The organism is Virgibacillus tibetensis (assembly GCF_036026595.1).
Lineage (GTDB): Bacteria > Bacillota > Bacilli > Bacillales > Amphibacillaceae > Virgibacillus_P > Virgibacillus_P tibetensis.
On the sequence record NZ_JARZFX010000004.1, the window covers coordinates 265,479 to 291,776 of the forward strand.

Sequence of the window (26,298 nt, forward strand, 5' to 3'; positions counted from 1 at the left end):
AAAGAAGTAATGAAAAGGAGGATGTCATATGATTTACCGGTATAAGGAACATACACCCCGCATCCATGAAACTGCCTTTATTGCTGATGGTGCGAGAGTAATTGGAAACGTGGAGATCGGGGAGGAGTCCAGTATATGGTTTAACGTAGTGTTACGAGGAGATGAGGGACCCATCCAAATTGGCAAACGCTGTAATATTCAGGAAAACACTATGTGTCACCTGTATGAGAAGTTCCCTTTAGTTCTGGAAGATGAGGTGTCTGTAGGCCATAACGCTATAATTCATGGCTGTACCCTGAGAAAGGGTGTACTGGTAGGAATGGGTGCTACAGTCCTTGATGGGGCTGAGATCGGGGAATATTCCATTATTGGCGCTAACAGCCTTGTTCCGTCTGGAAAGGTTATCCCTCCACGCTCATTAGTTTTGGGTTCACCTGGTAAAGTAGTGAGAACACTTACGGATAGCGATATAGCAATGATTGAAGAAACATCTAAGACCTATATACGCAATGGGCAGGAGTTTCAGCAAAAGGAAATTTTTGAAAAGATATCTGAGTAAGAACAAAGGCGCTGGGCGCCCGTGCTGGACGTAGCTAATTGGCTATAAGGTTATATAAAGTCAAGTACTTCAAGTTTTCTTTTTATAAGATGAGGCTGGGACATAACTAGATGGGAAGAATGAGAATCCGAACAATCGGAACTTAGCGTAGGCAAAACACGCAGACTCCTGTGGGAACAGCACGAGCTTCAGTTAACTGTGTGAAGTGCTCTTTTTCACACAGTTAACTGAAGCCGTGCCCACGCAAAGCGAAGTTTTTGCCGAAGCGATACATTTGCTCAGGCGTTAATGTTCGGATTTCCCTGAATAATCCCTCTTTTGTCCCAACCTCTTTCTAGTTAATATATTCAATTCTATTCAAAGACGGATTCAAAAAAGCGGTTGGCAGGTTTTGCTAGCATTTGATAATAATCAGTAAAGAGTGTTGCGGCCGAGTCGCCCAGCCATTTTTCAGGTAATAGCTCCTGGGGAAGACTGGGGTCAATAAACAGAAATTTTCGGTATTGATGTACTAGTAATGCACATTTGACAAAGCAGCTGCCATCGCTCATATCATCTTTTGCAAGATTGTTTTTGTCGATGATGTATTTTTGACTGTATTCTTGAATAAATTGAGAGTAGCGTTCATTAATATCTTCCAGATCCCAGCATTTCTCCACCAGATGCTCATGTGTTGTCATACCCTCGTATGACGCCTTAAAGAAAGTGACATAGGAACTGATGTCGTATTTATCAATCAAACGGTTGACTTGTTTCTCTAATGGGTTAGGGGTAATCCAGCAACTATTTGAAAGAAGTCCAAAGCCGCTCCATACTAACTCTTTTCTTAATTCATCTCTTAGGTGACGCTTTTCCTCAGGAATTGTATACACGAGCAGACGCCATTCTCCGTCCCATGAAGGGGAGTCCTGTTTATATATTCGCTTAGATGCTTCCTCCATACGTGCCTGACCGGGCTCAGTTAATGAATAATAACTTTTATTTCCCCGTTTCTCTGATTGTACCCAGCCTTGCTTACTCATCCGGGAAATGGCTGCACGAACAGACTGTTCGTTATGACCAAATTCCTTCAGAAGCTTTATTAAACTGCCAATCCAGATAACATTCCCATGGTGTCTAATGTAGTCCCCATATAATGTGAAAATCATTGATCTTGTGTTAAATTGCTTTTCCATCGACTTTCCCTTCTTTATCCCAGACCTAGTTAGCGGATAATGGTGATATTCAATAATGACTTGAAGAATAGTGTACTACAAATTAAGAAAATATTCACTCTTCCATTTCATAATGCTATAGGGCGTAAAATTTAGAAAATTTATATTATTTCTTGAAAATGGTATAACATTTTGTTATGATAACGTTATATAAACGTGATAAGGAGATGGTGCGATGTATAACTACGTTGAAGACGGAGACTCGAAAACGACTGCTTATGTAGAAAAAGATACAAATAAATACAATGCATTTATGAACCGAATTGAAGCAGGGGAGAAAATAGAAGCAGATGATTGGATGCCTGAAGAGTACCGTCAAGCACTTATTAAACTTATTTCCATGCACGGTATTAGTGAGATTATGGGGGCATTGCCAGAAAAGGAGTGGGTACCTAAAGCGCCTACTTTAAAAAGAAAACTGGGAATTATGGCTAAGGTCCAGGATGAGATGGGGCATGGACAGCTTCTTTTAAGAGTAACAGAAGATTTAATGAAGCCTTATGGAAAGAACAGAGAGGATCTTATTCAAGATTTATTAAATGGGGATTTAAAGTTTCATAATGTATTCCATATGCCTACAAAGACATGGGCTGATGCCGGCATGGTCGGTTGGCTGGTAGATGGTGCGGCAATCATTTCACAAACGAATATGCTCGATGCTTCATACGGTCCCTATCAAAGGGCACTTCAGAGAATTTGTGCAGAGGAAGTCTTTCACGCTCAGCACGGGGAAGCAATTATAATGGCATTGGCTGAAGGTACGCCATATCAACGGGAAATATTACAGGAATCGCTTAATCGCTGGTGGCCCTCTTTATTAATGTTCTTTGGGCCGAGCACAGCAGCAACAACGGGATCTTCTAAGCAAGATGTCATGATAAAATATGGCATTCGCAAAAGCACGAATGAAGAATTACGTTTAGCTTTCCTGGATAAATATTTACCTCGCGTTTTCTCGTTAGGATTAACTGTCCCGGATAAATCTGTTAGATACGATGAAGACACAGGGAAATGGGCTTACCAACAGCCGGATTGGCAGGAATTTAAACAAATTATTAGGAATAAAGGGCCGCGGTCCAAGGAGCGATTACGTTTGAGGGAGATCGCATATGAAAATAACAGCTGGGTTAGGAAGGCACTTGCACCGCAGCCAGCGACTCACTAATTGGGGAAGGAGCGATAATATTGGGGAAAAATGAGGAGTCCGGATTCTATCAAGAGTATGAAGTATTCAGTAAGAGAAGTGTCAAGTCACCAATTCAGCACCAGTTCAGTTTGCTTGCTCCTAATGAAGAAATGGCACTTAGTATGGCTCAGGAAAACTTTATGCGCCGAGAAGATGTAATCGATGTGTGGGTTGTAAAACGTACTAATATTCGTTCCATGAACAGTCAAGAGCGTGAGCAATGGACAAAGCGGTTAAATAATAAAGATTACCGCACAACGAAAGGCTATGGCTATTTAAGGAAGAAGTGGCGTGAAAAAGAACAGGGTATGCTGGATGAGAAAGAAATCATGTCCTGGAAAGAGGTGAAAGGAACATGACAGTCATTGAAACGGCAGAACAAGCTATGAAAGACACCTCTTATTTAAAAGCGTTGACTGAACTTCTTTACCAATTAGCAGATGATGATTTCATCGTTTCATTCCGGGGGTCAGAATGGTTAGGGCTGGCACCGCATATTGAAGCAGATGTTGCCTACTCTTCTATTACACAAAACACGATGGGACACGCGGTTATGTATTACAATCTTTTGGAAGAACTTGGAGCAGGAGATGCCGATGCACTTGCACACGAGCGCTCTCCTGAGGAGAGGCGGAACTCAATTTATCTTGAGAAAAGAAATGGGGAAGGTTCCTACTTGGATGAACCTTACTATGATTGGGCACTTACGGTGGTTCGAAATTACTTTTATGAAGTATTTAAGAAGGTTAAATTGGAAGCGGTTGCATTATCTTCCTATCAACCGTTGGCTAATATAGCTCAAAAGGTATTAATGGAACAACCCTATCATCTGGCACATTGGAAAATGTGGCTGAAACAACTGCAGGATTCTACTGAAGATGCACAAACAAGAATTCAGGCACGTATAGAACAGGCATGGAATGAATTTGGAGATGCGTTTGAACTGGGACCAGAAAAGAAGAGAATGAAAGAGTTTGAGTTAATTGCTGGAGATCTGAAAGCGAAGTGGCTGAAGGAGGTTACAGCAACACTGAACAATCCGCCATCCCGTACAATCAGTAAAAAGCTGGGTTGTGGAAGGAACGGGGAGCATACAGCGGATTTAAAGCATGCTCTTGAAACCTTTGCTGAGGTATACAACAGCGATACCGAAGCAGTATGGTAAGTCATTTAGATAAGGGGGGGTTGAACATGGGTTATGAACAAGGTCAAGAGGAGGTTCTGGCTGTACTGAAAACAGTTGATGATCCAGAGCTCCCTTCAGTCAGCGTTTTAGATCTTGGAATGGTTCATAAGATTTCAACAGATAAGGGAAGGATCTTTATCACAATGGTACCTACTTTTGCTGGGTGTCCAGCCCTGGATTTTATTGAATTAAATGTGAAAAAAGCTGTAGAACAACTCAATTGGGTGGAGGAGTGTGAGGTTCATTTTTCATTTCAGCATCAATGGTCTACGGATGCTATAACCAGTAGAGGGAAAGAGCAATTAAAAAAACATGGTATTTCTCCGCCACCTGAAAATTATCGGCATGGGGAAGCGTGGACTGTTGATTGCCCGTTTTGTGAATCTGATTATACCTCGATGGAAAATGTATTTGGTCCAACAGCCTGTAGGAGTATTTTATATTGCAATTCTTGTAAAAATCCGTTTGAGGCAATGAAACCAGTAGTTAGTTATACGAATTTCATTTACAAGGGACCAGAAGTGAGCGAAGAACCTTGATAAATCATTTTTACCGGACTTTTTGAATAACAATCTAGTAAAGAAAATTTGGGAGGAGTTTTAAAATGGTTAAACTAATAGCTTTGTATAAACAACCGGAAAATAAAGAGAAATTCGATGAGCATTATTTTAATACACACACACCCATTACTAAAAAAATACCTGGATTAAGAGAAATGAAAGTAACGAAAATTGTAGGTTCGCCAATGGGAAGGAGCGACTATTACTTACTTTGTGAAATGTTTTATGATGACCATGAATCACTGCAAAATGCAATGAAAACAGATGAAGGAAAGGCCTCTGGCAGGGACGTAATGAAGTTTGCGGGCGACATCGTTACATTAATGATTGGTGAGGAATTAAATGACGACTAAACATATTCACGTTTTTACGGAGGGGAAGATTGGAGTAATTCAGTTAAATCGCCCGGAAGTTGCAAATGCATTAAACAGACATATGGTCAAGGAAATTGTTGAACAAATGGAGGCATTTGACCGTGACGAAACTATTCGCATCATTTTATTAAAAGGAAATAAGAAAGCATTTGCAGCTGGAGCAGACATAGAGGAAATGATGGACGAAACACCATTGTCCTTGGAACTCGCAGACCCATTTGCTGACTGGGATCGTATGACATTAATTAAAAAGCCAACGATTGCAGCCGTGAACGGATTTGCATTAGGTGGGGGATTTGAGCTGGCACTTCACTGTGATCTTATACTGGCAGGAGAGAACGCTGAATTTGGATTTCCTGAGGTAACACTTGGGGTAATGCCAGGTGCGGGAGGAACCCAATTATTAACAAGATTGATGGGGCGGGCAAAAGCGCTTGAATGGATTTGGCTGGGTAAGTCTATGAGCGCTGAAGAGGCATTGCGTTGTGGCGTTATTAATCGAGTGGTTGCAGACGCGCTGGTTACAGAAGAGGCTATGAGACTTGCGAGTCAGCTAGCTGATCAGGCACCTATATCCCTTCGTCTGATCAAAGAAGCAGTTAACGCTGCTGGTGATACAACCTTAATGGAGGGGTTCAAGCTGGAACGCAAAAACTTCTATCTATCATTCGCCTCACAGGACCAAAAAGAGGGCATGCATGCATTTAAAGAAAAGCGTTCACCTTCTTTTAAAGGGGTGTAGAAAATGGACAAAGACTATCAAACAATTAAATATTCGATAGGTTTTGGAGTTGCAACGATAACATTAAATAGACCGTCATCCTATAATGCCTTTACGGTAAAAATGAACCAAGAGATTATTCGAGCGTTAAAGGCAGCAAGTAAAGATGATTCGGTCAGATGTATTGTTTTAACTGGGGAAGGGAAGGCCTTCTGTGCTGGTCAGGATTTATCTGATGTAGATGAGGATACCGATCATGCAGAATTTCTTCGAAGCCGTTACCACCCCATGATGAAAGTCATGAAACAGACACCCAAGCCGATTGTAGCTGCAATCAATGGTACAGCAGCAGGCGCAGGGATGAGCTTGGCTTTGGCAGCTGATTTTCGCATAGTTCAACCAAAAACTAAATTCATTAGTGCTTTCATGAGTATAGGTTTACTGCCAGATTCCGGTTTCTTATATGTTCTTCCTCGAATGATTGGATACGCAAAGGCACTGGAAGTCGCTGTCCTTGGTAAGCCGATTTCAGGAGAAGAGGCAGTCCAATACGGACTGGCGACGGAAATGATTGAAACAGAGGAGTGGGACGAAGGGGTAGCGCGATTTGCTGGAAATTTAGCAGCAATGCCAACGAAAACTTTTTCTTTAATCAAACGCTATACAATGGATGGCATGCATCTTCCATTTGATGAAGTGTTGGAAAGAGAGGCGCAGGCACAGCGTATTGCAGGCATGAGCAGTGATCATCACGAGGGAATGCAGGCTTTTAAGGAAAAACGCCAACCGAAGTTTACCGGAAATTAACAGGAGGAGTGATGAAATGGAAAATACAGTTACAAAAGAAGCAATAACAGAAGTTGGAACAATGAGGCGTGAGCATTATTCGATGATAATAAATGGAGAACGTGTGGAAGGCAATACGAAGGAAGTATTTAAAACTTACGATCCGGCAAAGGGCGAAGTACTGGCAACTGTAGCAAAAGCTAGTGAGGAAGATGCTGAAAGAGCTGTACAGGCCGCCAGAAATGCTTTTGATAATGGAAAATGGCGCAAGTATCCGGTTGGAAAGCGCTCGCGTGTACTGAATAAAATTGCGGCATTAATGCGTGAACGGTTTAAGGAACTTGTCGAAATAGAGGTCTTGAACAGCGGGAAGTCTGTAGGTGCAGCTCAGGTTCAAATCAATCAGTCTATCGAGGATTTTGAGTTTTATGCTGGTGCAATTGTTGGGCATCGAGGAGTAGTAAATAATATGCCGTATGGATTTTTTAACTATACACATAAAGAACCAGTTGGCGTTTGTGCGCAAATCATTCCATGGAACTATCCAATGATGATGGCAGCCTGGAAGATAGCACCTGCCATTGCAGCAGGCTGTTCTGTTGTTTTAAAACCAGCAAGTCTGACACCAATTACTGCAATTATTCTTAATGAAATCTGTCATGAAGCAGGGGTTCCAGAAGGCGTTGTTAATACCATTCCAGGTTCAGGTGCTGTCATTGGTGACTATCTCGTAAAGCATGAAGACGTCAATAAGGTTGCTTTTACAGGCTCGACACCAACTGGAAAAGACATTATGGAAAAGGCATCGCAAACATTAAAACGACTTACGCTTGAACTGGGCGGGAAATCACCCAATATTGTTTTCGAGGATGCTGATTTAGACGCAGCGGTACCTGGATCTCTCTTCGGTATTTTCTTTAACACGGGGCAGTCTTGTGAGGCACGGTCACGAATGTTTGTGCATGAATCGATTTATGATGAATTTATGGAACAATTCATTGCTAAAACGGAAAAGCTGCAAGTAGGCGATCCATTTGATAAGGGAACACACCTTGGTTCCATTATCAGCAAGGAACAATTGGAAATTATCGACGGGTATGTCCAGTCGGCAAAAGAAGATGGAGCAACAATTGCCACTGGCGGGAAAGTAGCGGAAATTGAAGGATTTGAAAACGGACACTGGTATGAGCCGACGGTTATTACTGACGTAACACCAGAGATGAAGGCTGTAAAGGAAGAGATCTTTGGTCCTGTAGTTGTTGTAGAAAAGTTCACAGATGAAAAGGATGTTATACGCCGTGCGAATGACACGAAATATGGGCTGGGTTCAGCAATATGGACAACAAACCAAGGAAGAGCAACACGAGTAGCTCATCAAATCCAAGCTGGAATTGTAATGGTCAACAGCCCATTCTCTGCCTTTCCAGGGACACCATTTGGAGGATATAAGCAATCCGGGTTTGGCAGGGAACTTACTGTAGAAACGTTAGACCTTTATATGGAAGATAAAAGTGTTCTATCCTATTACGGTTCGAAACCTCTAAATCCGTTTGGAGTCTAGTCCAGTTCATTAATGTGCTAGATTTGCTCCGGGAGAATACTTCTCTTTTCATGGGCACGGCTCAAAGCCTCCTCGAAAAAGCAACAGCACTTCTTCCGGGGTCTTCGGACAGATCCTATGACCAATGCTGATACTAAGACGTCGTCGGAACAGTTTGAAGACCACGGTTCAGAGTGCTTTTGGATGGTTACGTTTCCCTGCAGGCAGTCGACTCATGCAGGAAAAGCAACAGCTAATTACGACCTTACAGAAGAACGTCGAGAGGCATTGAATGCATTCCGTAAAAAGAGAGCCCCATAATTTATTAGGAAATAAAACAGGAGGAGGGTATACGATGACCCATGTGTTTGATTTGCTCGATATTAAATACCCTATCATTCAAGGAGGGATGGGAAACATTAGCAATGCAAAGCTTACAAGTGCTGTTTCCGAAGCTGGAGGTCTTGGAACGATAGGTTGTGGAACAATGACAGCTAGTGAGGTAGAAGAGATTATTCTAGCCACAAAGATTCTTACAGACAAGCCTTTTGCGGTGAACATTGCCCTTAGTGTATCACCTCATCCTGATAAGTTAGTCCAATTGGTAGTGAAACATAACATACCAATCGTATCTCTTTCCGCTGGCAACCCATCACCCTATATTCCAATACTTCGCGAAAAGGGTATCAAAGTTATTGTACTCGTTGCATCAGTTAAGCATGCTTTAAAAGCCGAAGATGCAGGGGCGGATGTGCTAGTAGCGGAAGGTTTTGAAGCTGCAGGGATTAATTCTGACTTAGAGCTGACAACCTTTACTTTAATTCCACAAATTGTTCAGCATGTTTCAATTCCTGTTTTAGCTGCAGGCGGGGTTGGTAATGGCAAGGGGTTAGCTGCTGCCTTTGTGCTGGGTGCAAGTGGTGTTCAATTAGGGACTCGTTTCATTGCTACGAAGGAAGCTCCGTTTCATGATAGTTATAAGAATCGTCTAGTCAAAGCAGAAGGGACGGAAACAATTATTGTGGGAAGAACGGTTGGACAAGTAAGGCGAATATTAAAGACACCTTATGCTGAAAGAATACTTAACCAGGAAAAAGAGGGAATAACGCCAGACGAATATCGTGTCTTAACTTCTGAGGTACTACATGCCAAAGGAGCACTTGAAGGAGATTTGAAAAATGGGTTTCTGAACAGCGGACAAGTGACAGGGTTAATCAATAACATACCAACTGTTAAGGAATTGCTGGATGAAATGATGGAAGAAGCTAAGAAACAAATAAACCAAACAGCACGACTATTTGACGGATATATTCATTAATAAAAATCTTCTAAAGTAAGTTCTTTCAAAATAATGAGTTTTCAAAATATATATTGACTACTATATTACGTAATGTTAAAATAACGTATAAATAACGTTATACAAGTAAATAACAGTAAAAATGTAAGCGCTTTATATAAGGAGAGGTTTGCTGTAATACTATGAAGTGATTTAACAGCATATACATAGTGAATATAAGAAGTAATTCGTTTAATGACGCACAGGAGTGATGATATGAAACCAGGCATGGCGATTGGCAGGCAGGAAACCATTAAAATCGAAGTAACAGAAGAGATGTTTGCCAGTTTTGAAGGTACGGTTGTACATCCCGTGTATTCAACGGTTGCAATGGTCTATCATATGGAATGGGTTTCCAGAAAAATAATCCTCCCATTTTTAGAGGAACATGAGGAAGGTATGGGAGCAGCAGTTGAACTAAAACATATCAGCCCCTCCCCTCTACATTCATTCGTGTCCCTAACGGCTACTCTAATTGAACACAAGAAGGAACAGGTTATTACAAAAGTAGAGGCTTTCAATGAACATGGTTTGATAGGAAAAGGAGAAGTGAAGCAAGTTATATTACCTAAGGAACTCATTCGTAAAAAATTATCAATCATATAGCATTATGGAGATAGAACGTATATAGCCGTTTTGACGACTGCTCAGCTGAGGAATTCACGGGGATTTACTTACAATGGGGGATGAATGATGAGCTTAATGAAAGAAACACCTGTTAATAATGACTTTCTTCTTCTTGACCGAATGTCGGAACATGAACAAGTAGTGTTTTGCAATGATCCTTCCAGTGGTTTAAAAGCGATAATCGCTATACATAACACAACACTTGGCCCAGCACTTGGGGGCTGCAGAATGCAACCTTACAACAGTTTTGATGAAGCACTTATTGATGTATTGCGTTTATCAAAAGGTATGAGCTATAAGTGTGCAGCAGCAGATGTAGATTTCGGTGGTGGTAAAGCAGTCATTATCGGAGACCCCCTCACAGATAAAACACCAGAATTATTCCGTTCATTTGGCCAATTTGTTGACTCTCTCGGTGGCCGATTTTATACAGGTACAGACATGGGTACGGATATGGAGGATTTTATTCATGCGATGCGTGAAACGAACAATATAGTAGGTGTTCCAGAAGCGTATGGCGGAGGAGGAGATTCATCTGTACCTACGGCAATAGGAGTACTGAATGGTCTGAAAGCAACAAATAAGATGCTGTTCGGCAGAACGCAGCTTCACGGAGTTACTTATGCTATACAAGGGCTTGGGAAAGTTGGTTATAAAGTAGCAGAAGGGCTTCTGGAAGAAGGAGCCGATCTCTATGTAACGGATATTAATGAGGATAGATTGCAGCAGATAGAACTTAGAGCAGAATCTGCAGCCGGGTCGGTAAAGGTAGTGGCGAGCAACGAAATTTATTCTCAAGAGGCTGATGTATTCGTTCCATGTGCGTTTGGTGGTGTCATAAATGACGACACAATCAGTCAATTTAAAGTAAAAGCAATTGCAGGATCCGCAAACAATCAATTATTAGCAGGGAAGCATGGCAGGGTGCTAGCCGAGAAAGGCATACTGTATGCTCCTGATTATATTATTAATTCAGGGGGACTTATCCAGGTCGCTGATGAACTATATGGAGCAAATAAAGAAAGAGTGCTCCTAAAAACAAAGGAAATTTATAATATCATTCTGCAAGTTTACCAGGAAGCAGAACGCCATCGAATTACTACAGTGGAAGCAGCAGACAGAATTTGTGAAAAAACAATGATGAACAGGGCAAAAAGAAATAGCTTCTATAGTGCTTCATTAAAGCCAAAGTGGAATATTAGAAACTAAACATACGGGGGTAATTAAATGGAAGCAAGTTATCCAGTGAAGCAAATTATTGATGATCAAGGAAACTTCATCGACACTTCTTATACTGATCTTATAGATGCAAAATTAGCCCGGCATCTCTACTTTCATATGTGCAGAATTAGGGCATTTGATAGAAAGGCTATTAGCTTACAGCGTCAAGGGAGAATTGGAACATATCCTCCATTTGAGGGGCAGGAGGCTTCCCAGGTGGGCAGTGCCCTTGCACTTGGTTCCGATGATTGGATTTTCCCAACCTACCGTGATCATGGCGCAACATTAACATATGGTGCAGATATGACAAGGATGTTTCTATATTGGAATGGTCGAGTAGAGGGATGTGTACCTCCGGATGGGAAGAATATTTTTCCACCTGCAGTTCCAATTGCTACCCAAATTCCTCATGCGGTTGGAGCTTCCTGGGCAGAAAAGAGAAAAAAGACGACTAATATTGCAATTGCTTATTTTGGTGACGGTGCAACGTCAGAGGGTGATTTTCACGAAGGTCTGAACTTTGCCAGTGTCTTTAAAACTCCCACCGTATTCTTTAATCAAAACAACGGCTATGCAATATCTGTTCCCATCGAAAAGCAAATGAATTCAAAAACCATAGCCCAAAAGGCAGTAGCTTATAGTATACCTGGAGTCCGGATTGATGGAAACGATTGTTTTGCTGTTTATTTTGAAACGAAGAAAGCGATAGATGCAGCACGCAGCGGTAAAGGGCCTACATTGATTGAGTCTGTTACATGGCGGGCAGGTGCCCACACGACAGCTGATGACCCTTCGAAATATCGACCTGGCGAACAAGGGAAGGATATTGTTGACCCACTTCTGCGATTAGAAAGGTTTATGAAGAACAATGGCTATTGGGATAAAGAAGCCAATTCAAAGATGGAAGCAGAATTGAATGAAGAAATAGAAGCAGCTGTAACTGCAATGGAGCAATTTTCAGAAGCAAGAGCAGAAGATATGTTTGATCATGTATTTGCTGAGCTTCCTGCACAATTAGTTGAACAAAAAGAATCATATCTTGAACTTCTAAAGGAGTGAGTAATATGACAATGAAACTCAAGGAAACACCTCATAAAAAGAATGAAACTGCATTATTGACGATGGTTCAAGCAATTAATGATGGGATGAAAACTATGCTTGAGTCAGATGAAACCACAATTATACTTGGTGAAGACATTGGTAGAAATGGTGGGGTCTTTCGAGCAACGGAAGGACTGCAGGCGCAATTCGGGGAAGATAGAGTAGTGGATACGCCTTTATCAGAATCAGGTATTATTGGAACCTCTGTCGGCCTTGCGATAAATGGATTTAAGCCCATTGCGGAGATGCAGTTTATGGGGTTTATTTATCCAGCCTACGACCAAATTATGACACATGTTTCTCGTATACGAATGAAAACAATGGGACGTTTTTCTGTGCCAATGGTTATCAGGGCACCTTATGGTGCGGGTATTCGAGCACCAGAAGTGCATTCAGATAGTGCAGAGGCTCTTTTTACTCATATGCCAGGAATTAAAGTAGTATGCCCCTCCAATCCATATGATGCAAAGGGGCTTCTTATTGCTGCAATAGAAGATCCAGACCCGGTCTTATTTTTGGAGCCAATGAGAAATTACCGTTCATCCAGGCAAGAGATCCCTGTTGAAAAATATACTATTAAAATTGGTAATGGGATGAAACTGCGGCAAGGGGAAGATGTAACCATCATCGCATGGGGTGCAATGATTCCAGTTGCGGAAAAAGCGGCAGATCAGGCAGAGGAAAAGGGAATAAGTTGTGATGTAATTGACCTGAGAACGTTATACCCGATGGATCGCGATATCATTGCTGAATCAGTGAAAAAAACAGGTAGAGCTGTTGTAATACATGAAGCACATGCAACTAGTGGACTTGGAAATGATATTGTATCAGTCATTAACGATACGTCCTTCCTGTATTTGAAAGCGCCGATTGAGCGTGTAACAGGATTTGATGTTCCGGTTCCATTCTTTGCTTTGGAGGAACATTATCTCCCTACACCAAAGCGTGTTCTTGCAGGTATTGAAAAGACTGTAAAATTTTAAAAAACAATCTTGGGGGTGAACGTATTGCTGGAAGTAAAATTGCATGATATTGGAGAAGGAATGACAGAAGGGGAAATTGTTCACTATCTTGTAAAAGAAGGAGATCAGGTGACAACAGATCAGCCTCTTGTTGAGGTGCAAACGGACAAGATGGTGGCAGAATTACCTTCACCTGGAGTCGGAACTATTAAAGAAATAGTTATACAAACCGGGGAAACGGTTAGAGTCGGAACAACACTTTTATTAATTGAAGCAGCACATACACAGCATACAGACCAAGGGCAACAGCCAACTCAAACAATAAAACCCACCCAAACAGTCGCTGTTTCCGATATGAAGGAAACTAAGAAAACACCGACCTCCACGTTTAATCGCATACTAGCCACACCTTACACACGTAAAATCGCACGAGATAATCACATTAATATTGAAGAAGTGAAAGCCGCAGATCCATCTGGAAGAGTTACGGAAGAAGATATTTACAAATTTATAAAGAGTCAGCAGATACCAGGTAAAAATACCGAACAAGCAGAATCAAATAATTCAAAGCCTTCTATAGAAGAAAGCACAACATTAATTGTTGAGTCAGCACCGGATGAAATCCCCTTTCGTGGTATTCGCAAGCAGATTGCCAGGAAAATGACAAAATCCCTATTTACCATTCCTCATGTTACACACTTTGACGAAGTGGACATGACGAGATTATTTGAACTGCGCCAGGAGTTGAAAGAACAAGGTATTGCCATTTCCGTTCCAGCATTTCTTGTAAAAGCACTGGTGATTGCGTTGAAGGACTTTCCGGTATTTAATGCAGAACTCGATGAAGAGAACGAAAGAATCATTTTGAAAAAAGAATATCATATTGGGATGGCAACAGACACGTCAGAAGGTTTGATTGTTCCTGTAGTACATAACGCCGATAAAAAATCGATTGCAGATATTCACGGAAACATGAAACAATTAACTGAAAAAGCAAAAACCGGCCAACTCAATCCTGGTGATCTAAAAAATAGTACATTTACTGTTAGTAATGTTGGTCCTCTTGGGAGCACTGGTGCAACACCAATTATTAACTATCCTGAAACAGCGTTGATCGCTTTTCATAAAACCAAAAAAATGCCTGTTGTTAATGAGAAGGATGAAATTGTCATCCGGCAGATAATGACTCTATCGATGGCGTTCGATCACCGGGTTGCCGATGGAGCGAGCGCTGTAGCTTTTACAAATCGCTTTTCCAAGTTAATTGAGCGTCCTAATAACCTGATGCTGGAGATGATATAAATGGTTGTAGGTGAAATTAGTCAGGAAAGGGATCTTGTCATTATTGGAGGAGGTCCTGGGGGCTACAATGCTGCAATTAGAGCCGCACAGCTGGGATTAGAAGTTACCCTTATTGAAACAGAAGATATGGGTGGCGTTTGTTTAAATAAGGGTTGTATCCCATCCAAAGTGTGGACGCACGCTGCTAAAAAGAATGCAGAGCTCGTACATTTAAAAGAACTTGGAATTCACACAGGTAATACCAGTTTTGATATAAAGAAATTAATGGCATATAAAACAAAGGTGACAGATCAGCTGCGAAGTGGTGTGGAAGCCCTTTGTAAAGCAAATAAAATTGAACTTATTGAAGGGAAGGCATCCTTCCTTACAGAAGATCGTATTGGTGTGGAAAATGGACATCAATTTGATGTATATGTGTTTAAACAGGCCATTATAGCAACAGGGAGTACAACAAAATACCCTGCCGAGTTATCAGGAAACAGCAGCCGTATATTCCTTTCCTATGAAATCTTTGAGCTTCCGCATTTGCCTGAACACTTAATTATTTATGGCAGCGATTATATTTCACTTGAAATAGCTTCAAGCTATGCATCTTTTGGCTCTAAGGTAACTATTCTTATGAGGGAGGATGAAGATTTTCTATTTGATAAATCTATTAATAAAGAACTGAAACGTCTCCTTAAACGGAAAAAAATTCAGGTGAAAAAGCAAGTGGTTATTCAGGCAGTTGAAGAAACAGAAAAAGATATTAGGATTACCTTCGCTGATGATAAACAAACGAAACAAACGGTAGAGGGTACACATTTAGTTGCAATTGGCGAGAAAAAGCCAAATGTAAATGAATTGGGAATAGGCAGGCTTGGTATGAAGCAAACAGATAAAGGGTCAATTGTGATAAATCACAGGATGCAAACTTCACTTCCTTCGATTTACGCCATTGGTGATGTTACAGAAGGTCCATTGCTCGCAGTAAAAGCGATCAAACAAGGTAAAGCGGCAGTTGAATCTATTGCTGGTGGCAATCCGGAAGTAGATTTAACCTTTCTGCCTGTTGTTGCTCATACAATTCCACCAATAGCATCGGTGGGACTGACTGAAAAGGAGGTGCACGACCATGGTCTAGTTGCCCGCATCAGCCAATTCCCTATCGGTAGTAATGGATATGCAATGATATCCAATCAGCGTGATGGCTTTATAAAAGTAATTACTGACACGCGTAATGATCTTATCCTAGGGGTTCACATGATAGGTGAAGGGGCTGTAGAATTGTCAGCTGTGTTTGTTCAGTTACTTGAAATGGCAGGTAAGGAAGAGGATGTTATATTCCCAAACTATGCTCATCCTAGTATGAATGAAGGCTTAATGGAGGCAGTAGAATCGTTAATCGGACATGCAATACACATTACACCGCAGAAGCAATAACTAATTCGTGAGGATTTTTCTTTTAAGTGAGCTTAGAAGACCTAAAAACGCATTCATAGTGTAATGCCAACAGATTTCCAATCATCGTTGCTAATGCTTAGCTCTCACGATTCTGGCTAGTACAAAATTACTACTTGATTAAATCACTCACTGTGTTATAATTTTCTTAATTTTTATATAAAAAAAGGGGGAAAATAAAATGAGAAAATGGCTACAATTATTAATGTTGTTGGCAGTTAGTGGAATAGTGTTGGCTGCATGTGGCTCGGATGATGCCTCATCAGAGTCGGACGGGGAAACATACAAAATAGGGGCGACCCAGATCGTTGAGCACCCTTCACTTGATGCGGCCTACGAAGGTTTTAAGGAAGCGTTGGCGGATGCAGGTTTAAATGTGGAGTATGATCTGCAAAGTGCCCAAGGGGATCAAAATAATGTGAAGCCTATTGCTGATAACTTTGTAGCAGATAATGTAGATTTGATATTTGCCAATTCTACTCCAAGTGCACTAGGAGCTTTACAGGCGACTAGTGATATCCCGATAGTCTTTACATCTGTTACAGATGCAGTGGATGCAGGACTGGTGGACGCGATGGATGAACCTGGTGATAATATTACCGGTGTAGTGGATCTTCATCCTGATGCAATTAAAGAAACGGTTACTTTTATTGACACGTATTTTGAAGGATCTACGGTAGGACTAATTTATAATGCAGGTGAACAAAACTCTGTTACACAGATTGAAGCTGTACAGGCGGCAGTTGAAGGGACCAGTCTGAATCTTACAGAGCGAACAGTAGCTAACTCCGCTGAAGTACAACAGGCTGCAACCACATTAGTTGGAGAAGCGGATGTTATTTATGTGGTAACAGATAACACGGTTGTATCCGCTTTGGACAGTGTGGTCGGTGTTGCTAACGAACAAGATATTCCTTTAATCGTTGGAGAGCCCGATTCATTAGCTAAAGGCGGTTTTGCTACTTATGGAATTGATTACCATACAATTGGTTACCGTACAGGAGAAATGGCAGCGGAAATATTAAAAGGTGATAAGACAACGAAGGATTTCCCTGTAGAGTACCCACCTGAGATTCAGTTATTTATTAATAAGCAAGCAGCTGAAGAACAGGGCATCGACTGGAATGATGCATGGGATAACGATGCACAATTTATAGAGACAGAATAAAGAACAGACTATACGAGAAATGATTAAGTAAAGAGGCTGGGACATAACTAAATGGGAAGAATGAGAATCCGAACAATTGGAACTTAGCGTAGGCAAAATACGCAGACTCCTGTGGGAACAGCACGAGCTGAAGATCCACTGTGTGAAGTGCTCTTCTTCACACAGTTAGCTGAAGCCGTGCCCACGGAAAGCGGAGTATTTTGCCGAAGCGGTACATTTGCTCAGGCATTAATGTTCGGATTTTCCTGAATAATTCTTCTTTTGTCCCAACCTCTTTATTCGGAAAATGAGCGAGAAGGGGGACAGCATCATGTTTATTGCACTATTTGGCGCGGTAGAATCAGGAGTAATTTATGCAATTATGGCTTTAGGAGTTTACTTGTCCTTCCGCGTTTTAGATTTTCCTGATTTAACGGTGGATGGAAGTTTTGTTACGGGGGCTGCTGTGGCTGCCATCTCAATTATGAATGGAGTACCTCCTGTTATAGCTACATTACTGGCGGCACTCGCTGGTTTTCTGGCAGGTTGCATAACAGGGGTGCTTCACACAAAAGGGAAAATTAACGCTCTGTTATCAGGGATTCTCATGATGATTGCTCTTTATTCTATTAACTTACGAATAATGGGTCAACCTACGTTATCTCTTTTAAATGAATCTACTGTTTTTAAACAATTACGATCTGCTTGGGAAGGTACTGGGATAGACTCATTTTTAAATGGGTTATTAACATCAATGGGTATGGAACGGGTACCGGGTACATGGTCAATTGTGCTGGTTATGATAATAATCACAATTCTTATTAAATTGCTGACAGACTACTACTTAAAGACAGAAGTTGGTCTGGCGCTTCGGGCTACAGGAGATAATAAGAAAATGATCCGAAGTCTTTCAGCTAACACCGATTCACTGATTATAGCTGGTATTGGGATTTCCAATGCACTAGTCGCATTGTCAGGAGCTTTAATTGCACAACATGGGGGATTTGCTGACGTGGGTATGGGTATCGGAATGATCATTATCGGTCTTGCCTCTGTTATTATAGGTGAGGCACTGTTTGGTACGAAAACAATTGCAATAGCTACAATAGCAGTCATCGGTGGGGCTATTATTTACCGAGTTGTAGTAACCCTGGCACTTCGTGTGGATTTCCTGGATACAGGGGATATGAAGCTGATCACGGCTTTACTCGTTATTGGAGCATTGGTTGCACCAAAAGTACTTCAGGCACGGAAAGAAAAAAAGCGACGAATGGAAAAACGTGCCATGCTAACTCGTCAAAAAGCAGAGGGGGTATAGCATGCTTAAAATTAAGGACATTTCAACCACTTTTAATGAAGGTACACCAGATGAAAAGAAAGCATTACAGGACATTAATCTGGAATTGAAAAAAGGCGAATTCGTTACAGTTATCGGAAGTAATGGAGCCGGGAAGTCAACGTTGATGAACGTGGTATCCGGAAACCAGGCACCCGACGTTGGTGATGTATTTATTAATGACAAGCAAGTTGTATACCTGCCTGAATATAAGCGCTCTGCCTTTATAGGCCGCGTATTTCAAGACCCAATGGCAGGGACAGCGCCGTCAATGACAATTGAAGAAAATTTAGCAATGGCTTATGCTCGAAATAAAAAAAGAAAGCTAAAACCAGGAGTGACCAAAAAGCGTAAAGATTTGTTTAGAGAATACTTGACCACATTGAATTTAGGGTTGGAAGATCGCTTATCAGCCAAGGTTGGTTTTCTTTCTGGTGGGGAACGACAGGCGCTTTCACTATTAATGGCTACTTTCACTGAACCAAACATTTTGCTGCTGGATGAGCACACTGCTGCATTGGATCCATCCAGGGCAGAGTTAATTACAAAACTTACAAGAGATGTCGTAAGTAAATTCGGCTTAACCACACTAATGGTGACACATAATATGCAACAGGCACTGGATTTAGGCAGCCGATTAATTATGATGGATAAAGGACAAATCATTTTTGACGTGCAAGGGGAAGAAAAGCGCAATCTAACTATTGAAGACTTGCTTCAGGAATTTAAGCGAATAAGAGGAAAACAGTTTGAGAGTGATCGTGCAGTATTAGGTTAAGGCTTATAGGTTATATGAGTGCAGGAGCATATATTTGTTCCTGTGTTTTTTACTTTTAGACAGCAGAAAAAACATGCGAAATAAAATAACCGCATGCTAATCCTGTTTTCTAAAGTATTTGTTGATATAAACTGCGACGTAATTCGAAACTGGCGACTCCGATACGAAAATACCCTTCGCATTCTAGCGGGCTGTCTGCGAGACCTATGACCAACGCCGACACTAGAACGAAATGTACGTCAAAACAGCATGTGTCATGGAAGATGGAGTATTCTGCCGGAGCGAACTTATACACTCAACCGTATTTTTTAATTAAACAACACCTTGTTCCATCATTGCATCAGCTACTTTTTGAAATCCTGCAATGTTAGCACCTGCTATAAGATTACCCTCTTGATCAAATTCTTTTGCAGCAATGATGCAGTTTTGATAAATGGTTTTCATAATCCCCTGCAACTGTGCATCTACTTCTTCAAAGCTCCAGGACATTCGCATGCTGTTTTGTGCCATTTCCAGAGAGGAAACCGCTACACCACCAGCATTTACAGCTTTAGATGGTCCCACTAAAATGCCGTTATCCAGAAACACGTCAATCGCTTCTGACGTATTAGGCATATTAGCTCCCTCAGCAATTGCTTTAACGCCGTTTGCCACTAGCTGAGTGGCAGCATTTTCATCAATTTCATTTTGTGTAGCACAAGGTAACGCAACATCACAGGCAATGGACCAGATGCCTGAACAGCCATCGAAATACTGGGCTTGAGGATGAGTATATAAATATTCATTGATTCTGTTGCTATCCTCTTCTTTAATTTGTTTAATTGTATTTATATCAATACCATTCTCATCGAATATATACCCATCAGAATCACTGCAGGCAACTACCTTTGCACCTAGTTGTATTGCCTTCTCCATAGCGTAGATCGATACATTTCCTGATCCAGAAACAACTAGCGTGCTCCCATTGAGGGACAACCCTTTTTGCTTTAGCATCTCTTCAACAAAGTATATTGCACCATAACCGGTTGCTTCTTTTCGTGCGAGACTGCCACCATAACCGAGGCCTTTTCCTGTTAAAACCCCTGCCTCAAAGCTGCCACGGATCTTTTTATACTGACCAAACATATATCCAACCTCTTTAGCACCAACACCAATGTCACCTGCTGGAATATCAGTATCTGGACCGATGTACTTTGCAAGTTCAGTCATGAAGCTTTGACAAAAGCGCATGATCTCATTATCAGATTTCCCTTTTGGGTCAAAGTCAGCTCCACCTTTTCCGCCGCCGATAGGTTGCCCTGTAAGCGAGTTTTTAAGCGTCTGCTGTAGCCCCAGGAATTTTACAATACTTAAATTAACGGACGGATGAAAGCGTAATCCACCCTTATAGGGACCAAGTGCACTATTGTATTGCACTCGAAAACCACGGTTTACTTTTACCATACCATTGTCATCTACCCATGGAACACGAAAGGTTATTACACGTTCTGGTTCAACGAGTTGCTCTAATATACCTTTTTCCATATATGTAGGGTTTTTAGTGAAGACAGGGAGTAGGGATTTGAAGATGGAACGGACAGCTTGCAGAAATTCCTTTTCGTTAGGATTACGTATTTCAACCGACTCATAAACTTGATTCATATACGTTTGTGCGTCTGTTAGGTCATTTGCGTCTTGTTTATTTTTTAATAAATTCATAATGGCAACTTGGACCTCCTCTTATATATTAGGTATCACTATAAAACGTAAATTATAGAATATTCCGTTACAATTCTACAGCAAGGAATCAATCTAAACAATATGAATTGTAGATATAATCAATGCTGATATGAGATAATAGAGATAGAGGTGATGTTCTTGGAATTAAGACAAATTAAGTATTTTATTGAAGTTGCTAAGCGAGAGCATGTTACAGAAGCTGCTGATTCTTTACATGTAGCACAGTCTGCAGTAAGTCGCCAAGTTTTTAATCTAGAGGCAGAGCTTGGTGTGGACCTATTTGTACGAGAAGGACGTAATGTAAGGCTAACACCAATAGGACGTGTTTTTTTAGATCATATGGAGCAGGCAATCAATGTAATTGACGATGCCAGACAAGTTGTAGAAGAATATACGGACCCAGAAAAAGGAACCATCCACATTGGTTTTCCAGGAAGCCTAGCCACTTACATTTTACCTACAGCCATTTCGGTTTTCAGAGATCGGTATCCACATGTGAAATTTAAATTAAAGCAGGATTCTTATTATGAGTTGGAAAAAGGCGTTATAAAAGGGGATATTAATATGGCGATACTAGGCCCTATTCCCGATAATAAAAAGAAATTGAGAGCAACAATTCTATTTACAGAAAATATTGTAGGGCTTATACCAGTAAGCCATCCCCTTGCTGACCAGAAGACGGTTAAGCTTAATCAATTGCGGAAGCAGCCATTTGTTATGTTTCCTTCAGGATATGTTTTACGTGATCTGATTACAGATACCTGTAAACAACAAGGCTTCGAGCCGGAAATCGTGTTTGAAGGCCAGGATATTGATGCAATTAAGGGGCTCGTTTCCGCAGGGCTGGGTGTATCGCTAATCCCGGAAATTACATTAGTGGATAGTTTGCCCCGTGCAACAGTTAGTATACCTATTACTGATCCGAGTATTACTCGAACGGTTGGAGTTATCGTACCGGCAGATCGTAAACTTTTACCAACAGAGAAACTTTTCTATGAATTTCTACAAGAGTTCTTCAAACGGTTGGAAAGTTTTCAAAATTAATGGTGTAAATGTATAAAAATATTGTTTCTTGATTGCATTCTATTATTTAATATGATAGGCTTTACATACAATATATTGGTAATTAATACTAATCAAGTACTATATATAGTGTTACAAGTTAGGTGACAATTATCTGTCTTAAAAGGGAATCCAGTGAAATGCTGGAACTGCCCCCGCAACTGTAAGTGTGGACGAACGAGTATTCCACTGTATCGAGTGCTTAGCGGCATCGTTACGGGAAGGGCTTTAGTAGGTTGGAAGCACGAGTCAGGAGACCTGCCAAAACTTGTAGTTTCATTTCTCCGGGGTGAGAGAAGATGAAGCGATAGAGTTCCAGATAGATGAATTCTGTCGTTTTATGACCGTTCACCCAGGGGGAAGAGCGGTTTTTTTACGTTTAACCCCCATTTTACCGTGGTTTATATTAAAGGAGGTTCTATCATGCTTACAACGATTACAACGAATAAAGAGGATCTTATTCAAATTATTGACAATGCAGCAGTTGATTTAGTCATCGATACAGAAAAATATAAGGAAAAAGCTTTAAAAACAATTCAACCGGACGCATCGCTGGAGCGAATTACGGATGTATTGGTGAAAAATGCATTGGAAAATATTGATGAGGCAAATACCGAATGGACTTTTCTGGCAAGCAGAATATATTTACAGGATCTATATCGAAAAGCAGCAGAAAACCGTGACTATGATCCTGCGGCACGTTATGGCAATTTTTATGACCTGCTTAGCACGCTGACTGAAAAGGGTATTTATGCTGGAAACATTCTTGAAAAATATGAAGAAGAAGAAGTCAGTTATTTTGAAAAAATAATGGAACCGGAAAGAGATTTGCTATTTAACTATTTAGGATTATACACCATCTCTACACGATACCTTGCAACAGATCATAATAAAAATACATACGAATTACCACAAGAGCGTTGGATGGTTATTGCAATGTACCTTATGCAGGATGAAGACATTGCACACCGTAAACAGCATGTGGCAGAAGCGTACTGGGCGTTGAGTAATCTATATATGACGGTCGCCACCCCTACCTTGACTAACGCAGGTAAGACACACGGTCAATTGTCCAGTTGTTTCATTGATACTGTGGATGACAGCCTGCAATCGATTTATGACAGTAATACCGATATTGCCAAGCTTTCCAAAAATGGGGGAGGCATTGGCGTATACATGGGGAAGATCCGCGGACGCGGGAGTGCGATTAAGGGTTATAAAGGGATGTCCAGCGGAGTTGTGCCATGGATTAAGCAATTAAACAACACGGCAGTTAACGTGGACCAGCTGGGGACAAGAAAAGGCGCAATCGCTATTTATTTAGATATATGGCATATTGATATTGAGAATTTCCTTGATCTTAAATTGAATAACGGGGATGAACGTATGCGTGCCCATGATATATTCACAGGTGTATGCCTGCCGGATTATTTTATGGAGCAGGTGGACAAGCGTGGGGATTGGTATTTATTCGATCCGCATGAAGTACGTCAGGTTATGGGATATTCTTTGGAGGATTTCTTTGATGAAGAAAAAGGCGATGGAGTGTGGCGAAAGAAATATAAGGAGTGTGTGGAATCCGATCTTCTTTCAAAAAAATCTGTGCCTGCTATCGCCCTGATGAAACGGATTATGAAATCACAGCTTGAATCTGGCACACCATATATGTTTTATCGTGATGAAGTCAACAGGCAAAACAGTAATGAGCATAAAGGAATGATTTATTGTTCTAATTTATGTACTGAAATTACCCAGAATCAATCACCGACAGAGTTTATGGAAGAATTCGTTGAGAATGAAAATACAATCGTCAAAAAGTACAAGGCAGGCGATTATGTCGTTTGTAATTTGAGCTCAATTAATCTAGGAAAAGCAGTTCCAGATCAAGTGCTGGAACGATTAATAAAGATTCAGGTTCGGATGCTGGATAATGTAATCGATATAAATACATTACCTATTAAACAGACGCAACTTACCAATCAGAAGTATCGGGCAATAGGACTCGGGACATTCGGCTGGCATCACCTGCTCGCACTTAAAAACATTAAATGGGAAACAGAAAATGCAGTTGAATACGCTGATGAATTGTATGAAAGAATAGCTTATTTAACCGTGAAAAATAGTATGGAGTTAAGCAAGGAAAAAGGGGCTTATCCATCTTTTGAAGGTAGTAAGTGGAGTACTGGATCCTACTTTACTGCAAAAGGCTATACGGATGATAAATGGGTATCGCTAATGAATGAGGTAAAGGATAATGGGATGCGAAATGGCTACCTGATGGCAGTAGCCCCGAACTCGACAACAGCAATGATAGCTGGCTCAACTGCAAGTATTGATCCGATCTTTAAAGCGTTTTACAACGAGGAGAAAAAGGATTTTAAAATTCCAACTACGGCACCTGATCTCTCACATAAAACCTATGATAATTACCGGAGATCTGCTTATATTCTTGATCAGCGCTGGTCGATTAAACAAAATGCAGCAAGGCAGAAGCATATTGACCAAAGCCTTTCATTTAACTTTTATGTGCCAAACACAATAAAGGCGTCAGTTCTACTAGATCTTCACCTTCAGGCATGGAGAGAAGGTCTGAAAACTACGTACTATGTTCGTTCCACCTCAAATGATGTCGAAGAATGTGAGTGGTGTGAAAGTTGAAGGCATTAATCGCTTATTTGTCTTATAGCGGAAATACGGAAGAAGTAGCAGAGATTATTTCAAACAAATTGGTCACAGAGGATTTTCAAACTGATAGACATCGAATCGGCATTGACCCGCCGATTGATGCTTCTGATTATGATTATATTTTTATGGGAACTTTTACATGGGATATGGGGAAAACACCAGATGAATTCAAGGACTTCGTCTGGGAGGTAGGGTATAAACCAGCAAATGTTGCCGTGTTCGGGACGGGTGATACCCAATTTGGCGGGGACAATTTATTTTGTAAAGCAGTAGATAAGCTTGCTGCATTTTATGACAGTAAATGGGCTGGATTGAAAATTGAACAGTCCCCAAGAGGAAGCCAGGAACAAAAAGTAAGTAAATGGGTAGAAGGAGTGCTACATCATGCAAAAAACCTTGCTTGAAAGAGCAAAAACATTAGAGCCACTGCATCCGAATAAATCTACAGGTCTATTCGGTGGGGAATCAAGCGGTATATTGAACTGGAATGATATAGCTTACCCACATTGGTATAAAATATATAAGCGGCTTATCGGTAATTATTGGCAGGCAGATGAGGTTAACATGGCAGGAGATGTAAAGCAGTTCTCCTCCTTAACCAAATCGGAAAAAGATGCTTATTTAAAAATAATTGGATTACTCTCGACATTAGATGGACCACAGACAAGGACTGCATTGCTTTTATCGTTGTATGCGACAGATGCGTCTGTTCAATCCATTATGGCAGTCATTGCACAACAGGAAGCGGTTCATAATGAAAGCTATTCGTATGTATTATCATCCATCGTATCACTTGATGAACAGAACGAGGCGTTTCAGCTGGGGAGAAAAGATCCTGTTTTGCTAAAGAGGAATGAGAATTTAATTAAGCAATATAACGATTTTGTTGATGACCCAAGTGTGGAAAATATTTTGAAAACACTTGTCTACACTTCTTTATTGGAAGGAATGTTCTTTTATTCAGGCTTTGCATTCTTCTATAATTTAGCGCGGCATAATAAAATGGTTGGTACCTCAACAATGATTAGTTATATTAACCGGGATGAGCTAGAGCATGGGCGGTTCATCGCAGAGTTATTTCGTGCGACGCTAGCAGAAAACCCTGAACATAACTCGGAAGAATTGATAACATGGGTCTACGATCATTTTAAAGAATCTGTAGAGCTGGAAATTGAGTGGTCTACGTACGTATTGGAAGATGTCGAGGGTATAGATCTTGATGAAATGGCTGGTTATATTAAATATCGGGCAAATAAAATGATACGCATGATGGGCCTGAATGACATTTACCCAGAACATGTCGATAACCCAATGAAATGGATTCGTGCTTATGTGGATAACTTTGACGGAACGAAAACAGATTTCTTTGAGCAAAAGTCGAGACAATATACGAAGACGAGTGACTTAAATGGATTTGATGATCTTTAAAAAGGTATAAAAAAGAAATCGGCATCAT

Annotated in this window: 25 protein-coding genes and 1 riboswitch; of the genes, 23 read left to right on the forward strand and 2 right to left on the reverse strand. The window is 40.8% G+C overall.

Annotated elements, in window-relative coordinates; all coding sequences use genetic code 11:
- The first annotated feature begins 28 nt into the window (after positions 1-28).
- Positions 29-559: a gamma carbonic anhydrase family protein gene (locus tag QGM71_RS11225; protein ID WP_327607638.1), complete on the forward strand. Its 531-nt coding sequence runs from the start codon at positions 29-31 to the stop codon at positions 557-559.
- Positions 560-912: 353 nt separating this feature from the next.
- On the opposite strand, the gene paaX is transcribed toward QGM71_RS11225, so the two are convergent.
- Positions 913-1,734: a phenylacetic acid degradation operon negative regulatory protein PaaX gene (gene paaX, locus QGM71_RS11230; protein ID WP_327607639.1), complete on the reverse strand. Its 822-nt coding sequence runs from the start codon at positions 1,732-1,734 to the stop codon at positions 913-915.
- Positions 1,735-2,026: 292 nt separating this feature from the next.
- On the opposite strand from paaX, the gene paaA reads away from it, so the two are divergent.
- The 18 genes from paaA (at position 2,027) to QGM71_RS11320 (ending at position 19,376) form a co-directional block, all read left to right on the forward strand.
- Positions 2,027-2,938, forward strand: a complete 912-nt coding sequence (paaA, locus tag QGM71_RS11235) for a 1,2-phenylacetyl-CoA epoxidase subunit PaaA (protein WP_327607693.1) — start codon at positions 2,027-2,029, stop codon at positions 2,936-2,938.
- A 20-nt stretch (positions 2,939-2,958) separates the two neighbouring features.
- Positions 2,959-3,318, forward strand: a complete 360-nt coding sequence (gene paaB / locus QGM71_RS11240) for a 1,2-phenylacetyl-CoA epoxidase subunit PaaB (RefSeq protein ID WP_327607640.1) — start codon at positions 2,959-2,961, stop codon at positions 3,316-3,318.
- Entirely contained in the window at positions 3,315-4,124 is an 810-nt protein-coding gene (gene paaC, locus QGM71_RS11245) for a 1,2-phenylacetyl-CoA epoxidase subunit PaaC (protein ID WP_327607641.1), read from the forward strand. Before paaB ends, paaC begins: the two co-directional genes overlap by 4 nt.
- Before the next feature lie 26 nt (positions 4,125-4,150).
- The gene (gene paaD / locus QGM71_RS11250; protein WP_327607642.1) at positions 4,151-4,684 is read left to right on the forward strand and encodes a 1,2-phenylacetyl-CoA epoxidase subunit PaaD; all 534 of its coding nucleotides are present in this window, start codon (positions 4,151-4,153) and stop codon (positions 4,682-4,684) included.
- A gap of 65 nt (positions 4,685-4,749) precedes the next feature.
- Positions 4,750-5,058 carry an EthD family reductase gene (locus tag QGM71_RS11255; protein ID WP_327607643.1) on the forward strand — a complete coding sequence of 103 codons (309 nt, stop codon included), beginning with the start codon at positions 4,750-4,752 and terminating at the stop codon, positions 5,056-5,058.
- A complete protein-coding gene (locus QGM71_RS11260) occupies positions 5,048-5,821 on the forward strand; it encodes an enoyl-CoA hydratase-related protein (RefSeq protein WP_327607644.1) in 774 nt (257 codons plus the stop codon). Before QGM71_RS11255 ends, QGM71_RS11260 begins: the two co-directional genes overlap by 11 nt.
- A 3-nt stretch (positions 5,822-5,824) precedes the next feature.
- The gene (locus QGM71_RS11265; RefSeq protein WP_327607645.1) at positions 5,825-6,607 is read left to right on the forward strand and encodes an enoyl-CoA hydratase/isomerase family protein; all 783 of its coding nucleotides are present in this window, start codon (positions 5,825-5,827) and stop codon (positions 6,605-6,607) included.
- Positions 6,608-6,623: 16 nt separating this feature from the next.
- A complete protein-coding gene (locus QGM71_RS11270) occupies positions 6,624-8,147 on the forward strand; it encodes an aldehyde dehydrogenase family protein (protein WP_327607646.1) in 1,524 nt (507 codons plus the stop codon).
- A gap of 334 nt (positions 8,148-8,481) precedes the next feature.
- Positions 8,482-9,444: an NAD(P)H-dependent flavin oxidoreductase gene (locus QGM71_RS11275; protein WP_327607647.1), complete on the forward strand. Its 963-nt coding sequence runs from the start codon at positions 8,482-8,484 to the stop codon at positions 9,442-9,444.
- A gap of 234 nt (positions 9,445-9,678) precedes the next feature.
- Positions 9,679-10,068: a thioesterase family protein gene (locus QGM71_RS11280; RefSeq protein WP_327607648.1), complete on the forward strand. Its 390-nt coding sequence runs from the start codon at positions 9,679-9,681 to the stop codon at positions 10,066-10,068.
- A gap of 87 nt (positions 10,069-10,155) precedes the next feature.
- On the forward strand, positions 10,156-11,298 hold the full coding sequence (locus QGM71_RS11285; RefSeq protein WP_407703019.1) for a Leu/Phe/Val dehydrogenase: 1,143 nt from the start codon (positions 10,156-10,158) through the stop codon (positions 11,296-11,298).
- Positions 11,299-11,316: 18 nt separating this feature from the next.
- On the forward strand, positions 11,317-12,369 hold the full coding sequence (pdhA, locus tag QGM71_RS11290; RefSeq protein ID WP_327607650.1) for a pyruvate dehydrogenase (acetyl-transferring) E1 component subunit alpha: 1,053 nt from the start codon (positions 11,317-11,319) through the stop codon (positions 12,367-12,369).
- A 5-nt stretch (positions 12,370-12,374) separates the two neighbouring features.
- Entirely contained in the window at positions 12,375-13,394 is a 1,020-nt protein-coding gene (locus QGM71_RS11295) for an alpha-ketoacid dehydrogenase subunit beta (RefSeq protein WP_327607651.1), read from the forward strand.
- Positions 13,395-13,418: 24 nt separating this feature from the next.
- Positions 13,419-14,675 (forward strand): dihydrolipoamide acetyltransferase family protein, encoded by a 1,257-nt coding sequence (locus tag QGM71_RS11300; protein ID WP_327607652.1) that lies wholly within the window; start codon positions 13,419-13,421, stop codon positions 14,673-14,675.
- Positions 14,676-16,097, forward strand: a complete 1,422-nt coding sequence (lpdA, locus tag QGM71_RS11305) for a dihydrolipoyl dehydrogenase (RefSeq protein ID WP_327607653.1) — start codon at positions 14,676-14,678, stop codon at positions 16,095-16,097.
- Positions 16,098-16,296: 199 nt separating this feature from the next.
- A complete protein-coding gene (locus QGM71_RS11310) occupies positions 16,297-17,283 on the forward strand; it encodes an ABC transporter substrate-binding protein (protein WP_327607654.1) in 987 nt (328 codons plus the stop codon).
- Positions 17,284-17,593: 310 nt separating this feature from the next.
- A complete protein-coding gene (locus QGM71_RS11315) occupies positions 17,594-18,580 on the forward strand; it encodes an ABC transporter permease (RefSeq protein ID WP_327607655.1) in 987 nt (328 codons plus the stop codon).
- 1 nt (position 18,581) lies between these two features.
- Positions 18,582-19,376: an ABC transporter ATP-binding protein gene (locus QGM71_RS11320; protein ID WP_327607656.1), complete on the forward strand. Its 795-nt coding sequence runs from the start codon at positions 18,582-18,584 to the stop codon at positions 19,374-19,376.
- Positions 19,377-19,688: 312 nt separating this feature from the next.
- Here the strand turns inward: QGM71_RS11320 and gdhA are convergent, their stop codons facing one another.
- Positions 19,689-21,074, reverse strand: coding sequence for an NADP-specific glutamate dehydrogenase (gene gdhA / locus QGM71_RS11325; RefSeq protein ID WP_327607657.1), 1,386 nt, complete (start codon positions 21,072-21,074; stop codon positions 19,689-19,691).
- A gap of 159 nt (positions 21,075-21,233) precedes the next feature.
- Here gdhA and QGM71_RS11330 point away from each other — a divergent pair, with 159 nt between their 5' ends.
- From QGM71_RS11330 to QGM71_RS11345, 4 genes are all read left to right on the forward strand, one after another.
- Positions 21,234-22,139 (forward strand): LysR family transcriptional regulator, encoded by a 906-nt coding sequence (locus tag QGM71_RS11330; RefSeq protein WP_327607658.1) that lies wholly within the window; start codon positions 21,234-21,236, stop codon positions 22,137-22,139.
- Positions 22,140-22,242: 103 nt separating this feature from the next.
- Positions 22,243-22,438: riboswitch (cobalamin riboswitch) on the forward strand.
- A gap of 142 nt (positions 22,439-22,580) precedes the next feature.
- Positions 22,581-24,815 carry a ribonucleoside-diphosphate reductase subunit alpha gene (locus QGM71_RS11335; RefSeq protein WP_327607659.1) on the forward strand — a complete coding sequence of 745 codons (2,235 nt, stop codon included), beginning with the start codon at positions 22,581-22,583 and terminating at the stop codon, positions 24,813-24,815.
- Positions 24,812-25,246, forward strand: a complete 435-nt coding sequence (locus QGM71_RS11340; protein WP_327607660.1) for a flavodoxin — start codon at positions 24,812-24,814, stop codon at positions 25,244-25,246. Before QGM71_RS11335 ends, QGM71_RS11340 begins: the two co-directional genes overlap by 4 nt.
- Complete coding sequence (locus tag QGM71_RS11345; RefSeq protein ID WP_327607661.1) at positions 25,227-26,270, forward strand: ribonucleotide-diphosphate reductase subunit beta; 1,044 nt, start codon at positions 25,227-25,229, stop codon at positions 26,268-26,270. The genes QGM71_RS11340 and QGM71_RS11345 overlap by 20 nt, the downstream gene beginning before the upstream one ends.
- The last annotated feature ends 28 nt before the right edge of the window (positions 26,271-26,298 follow it).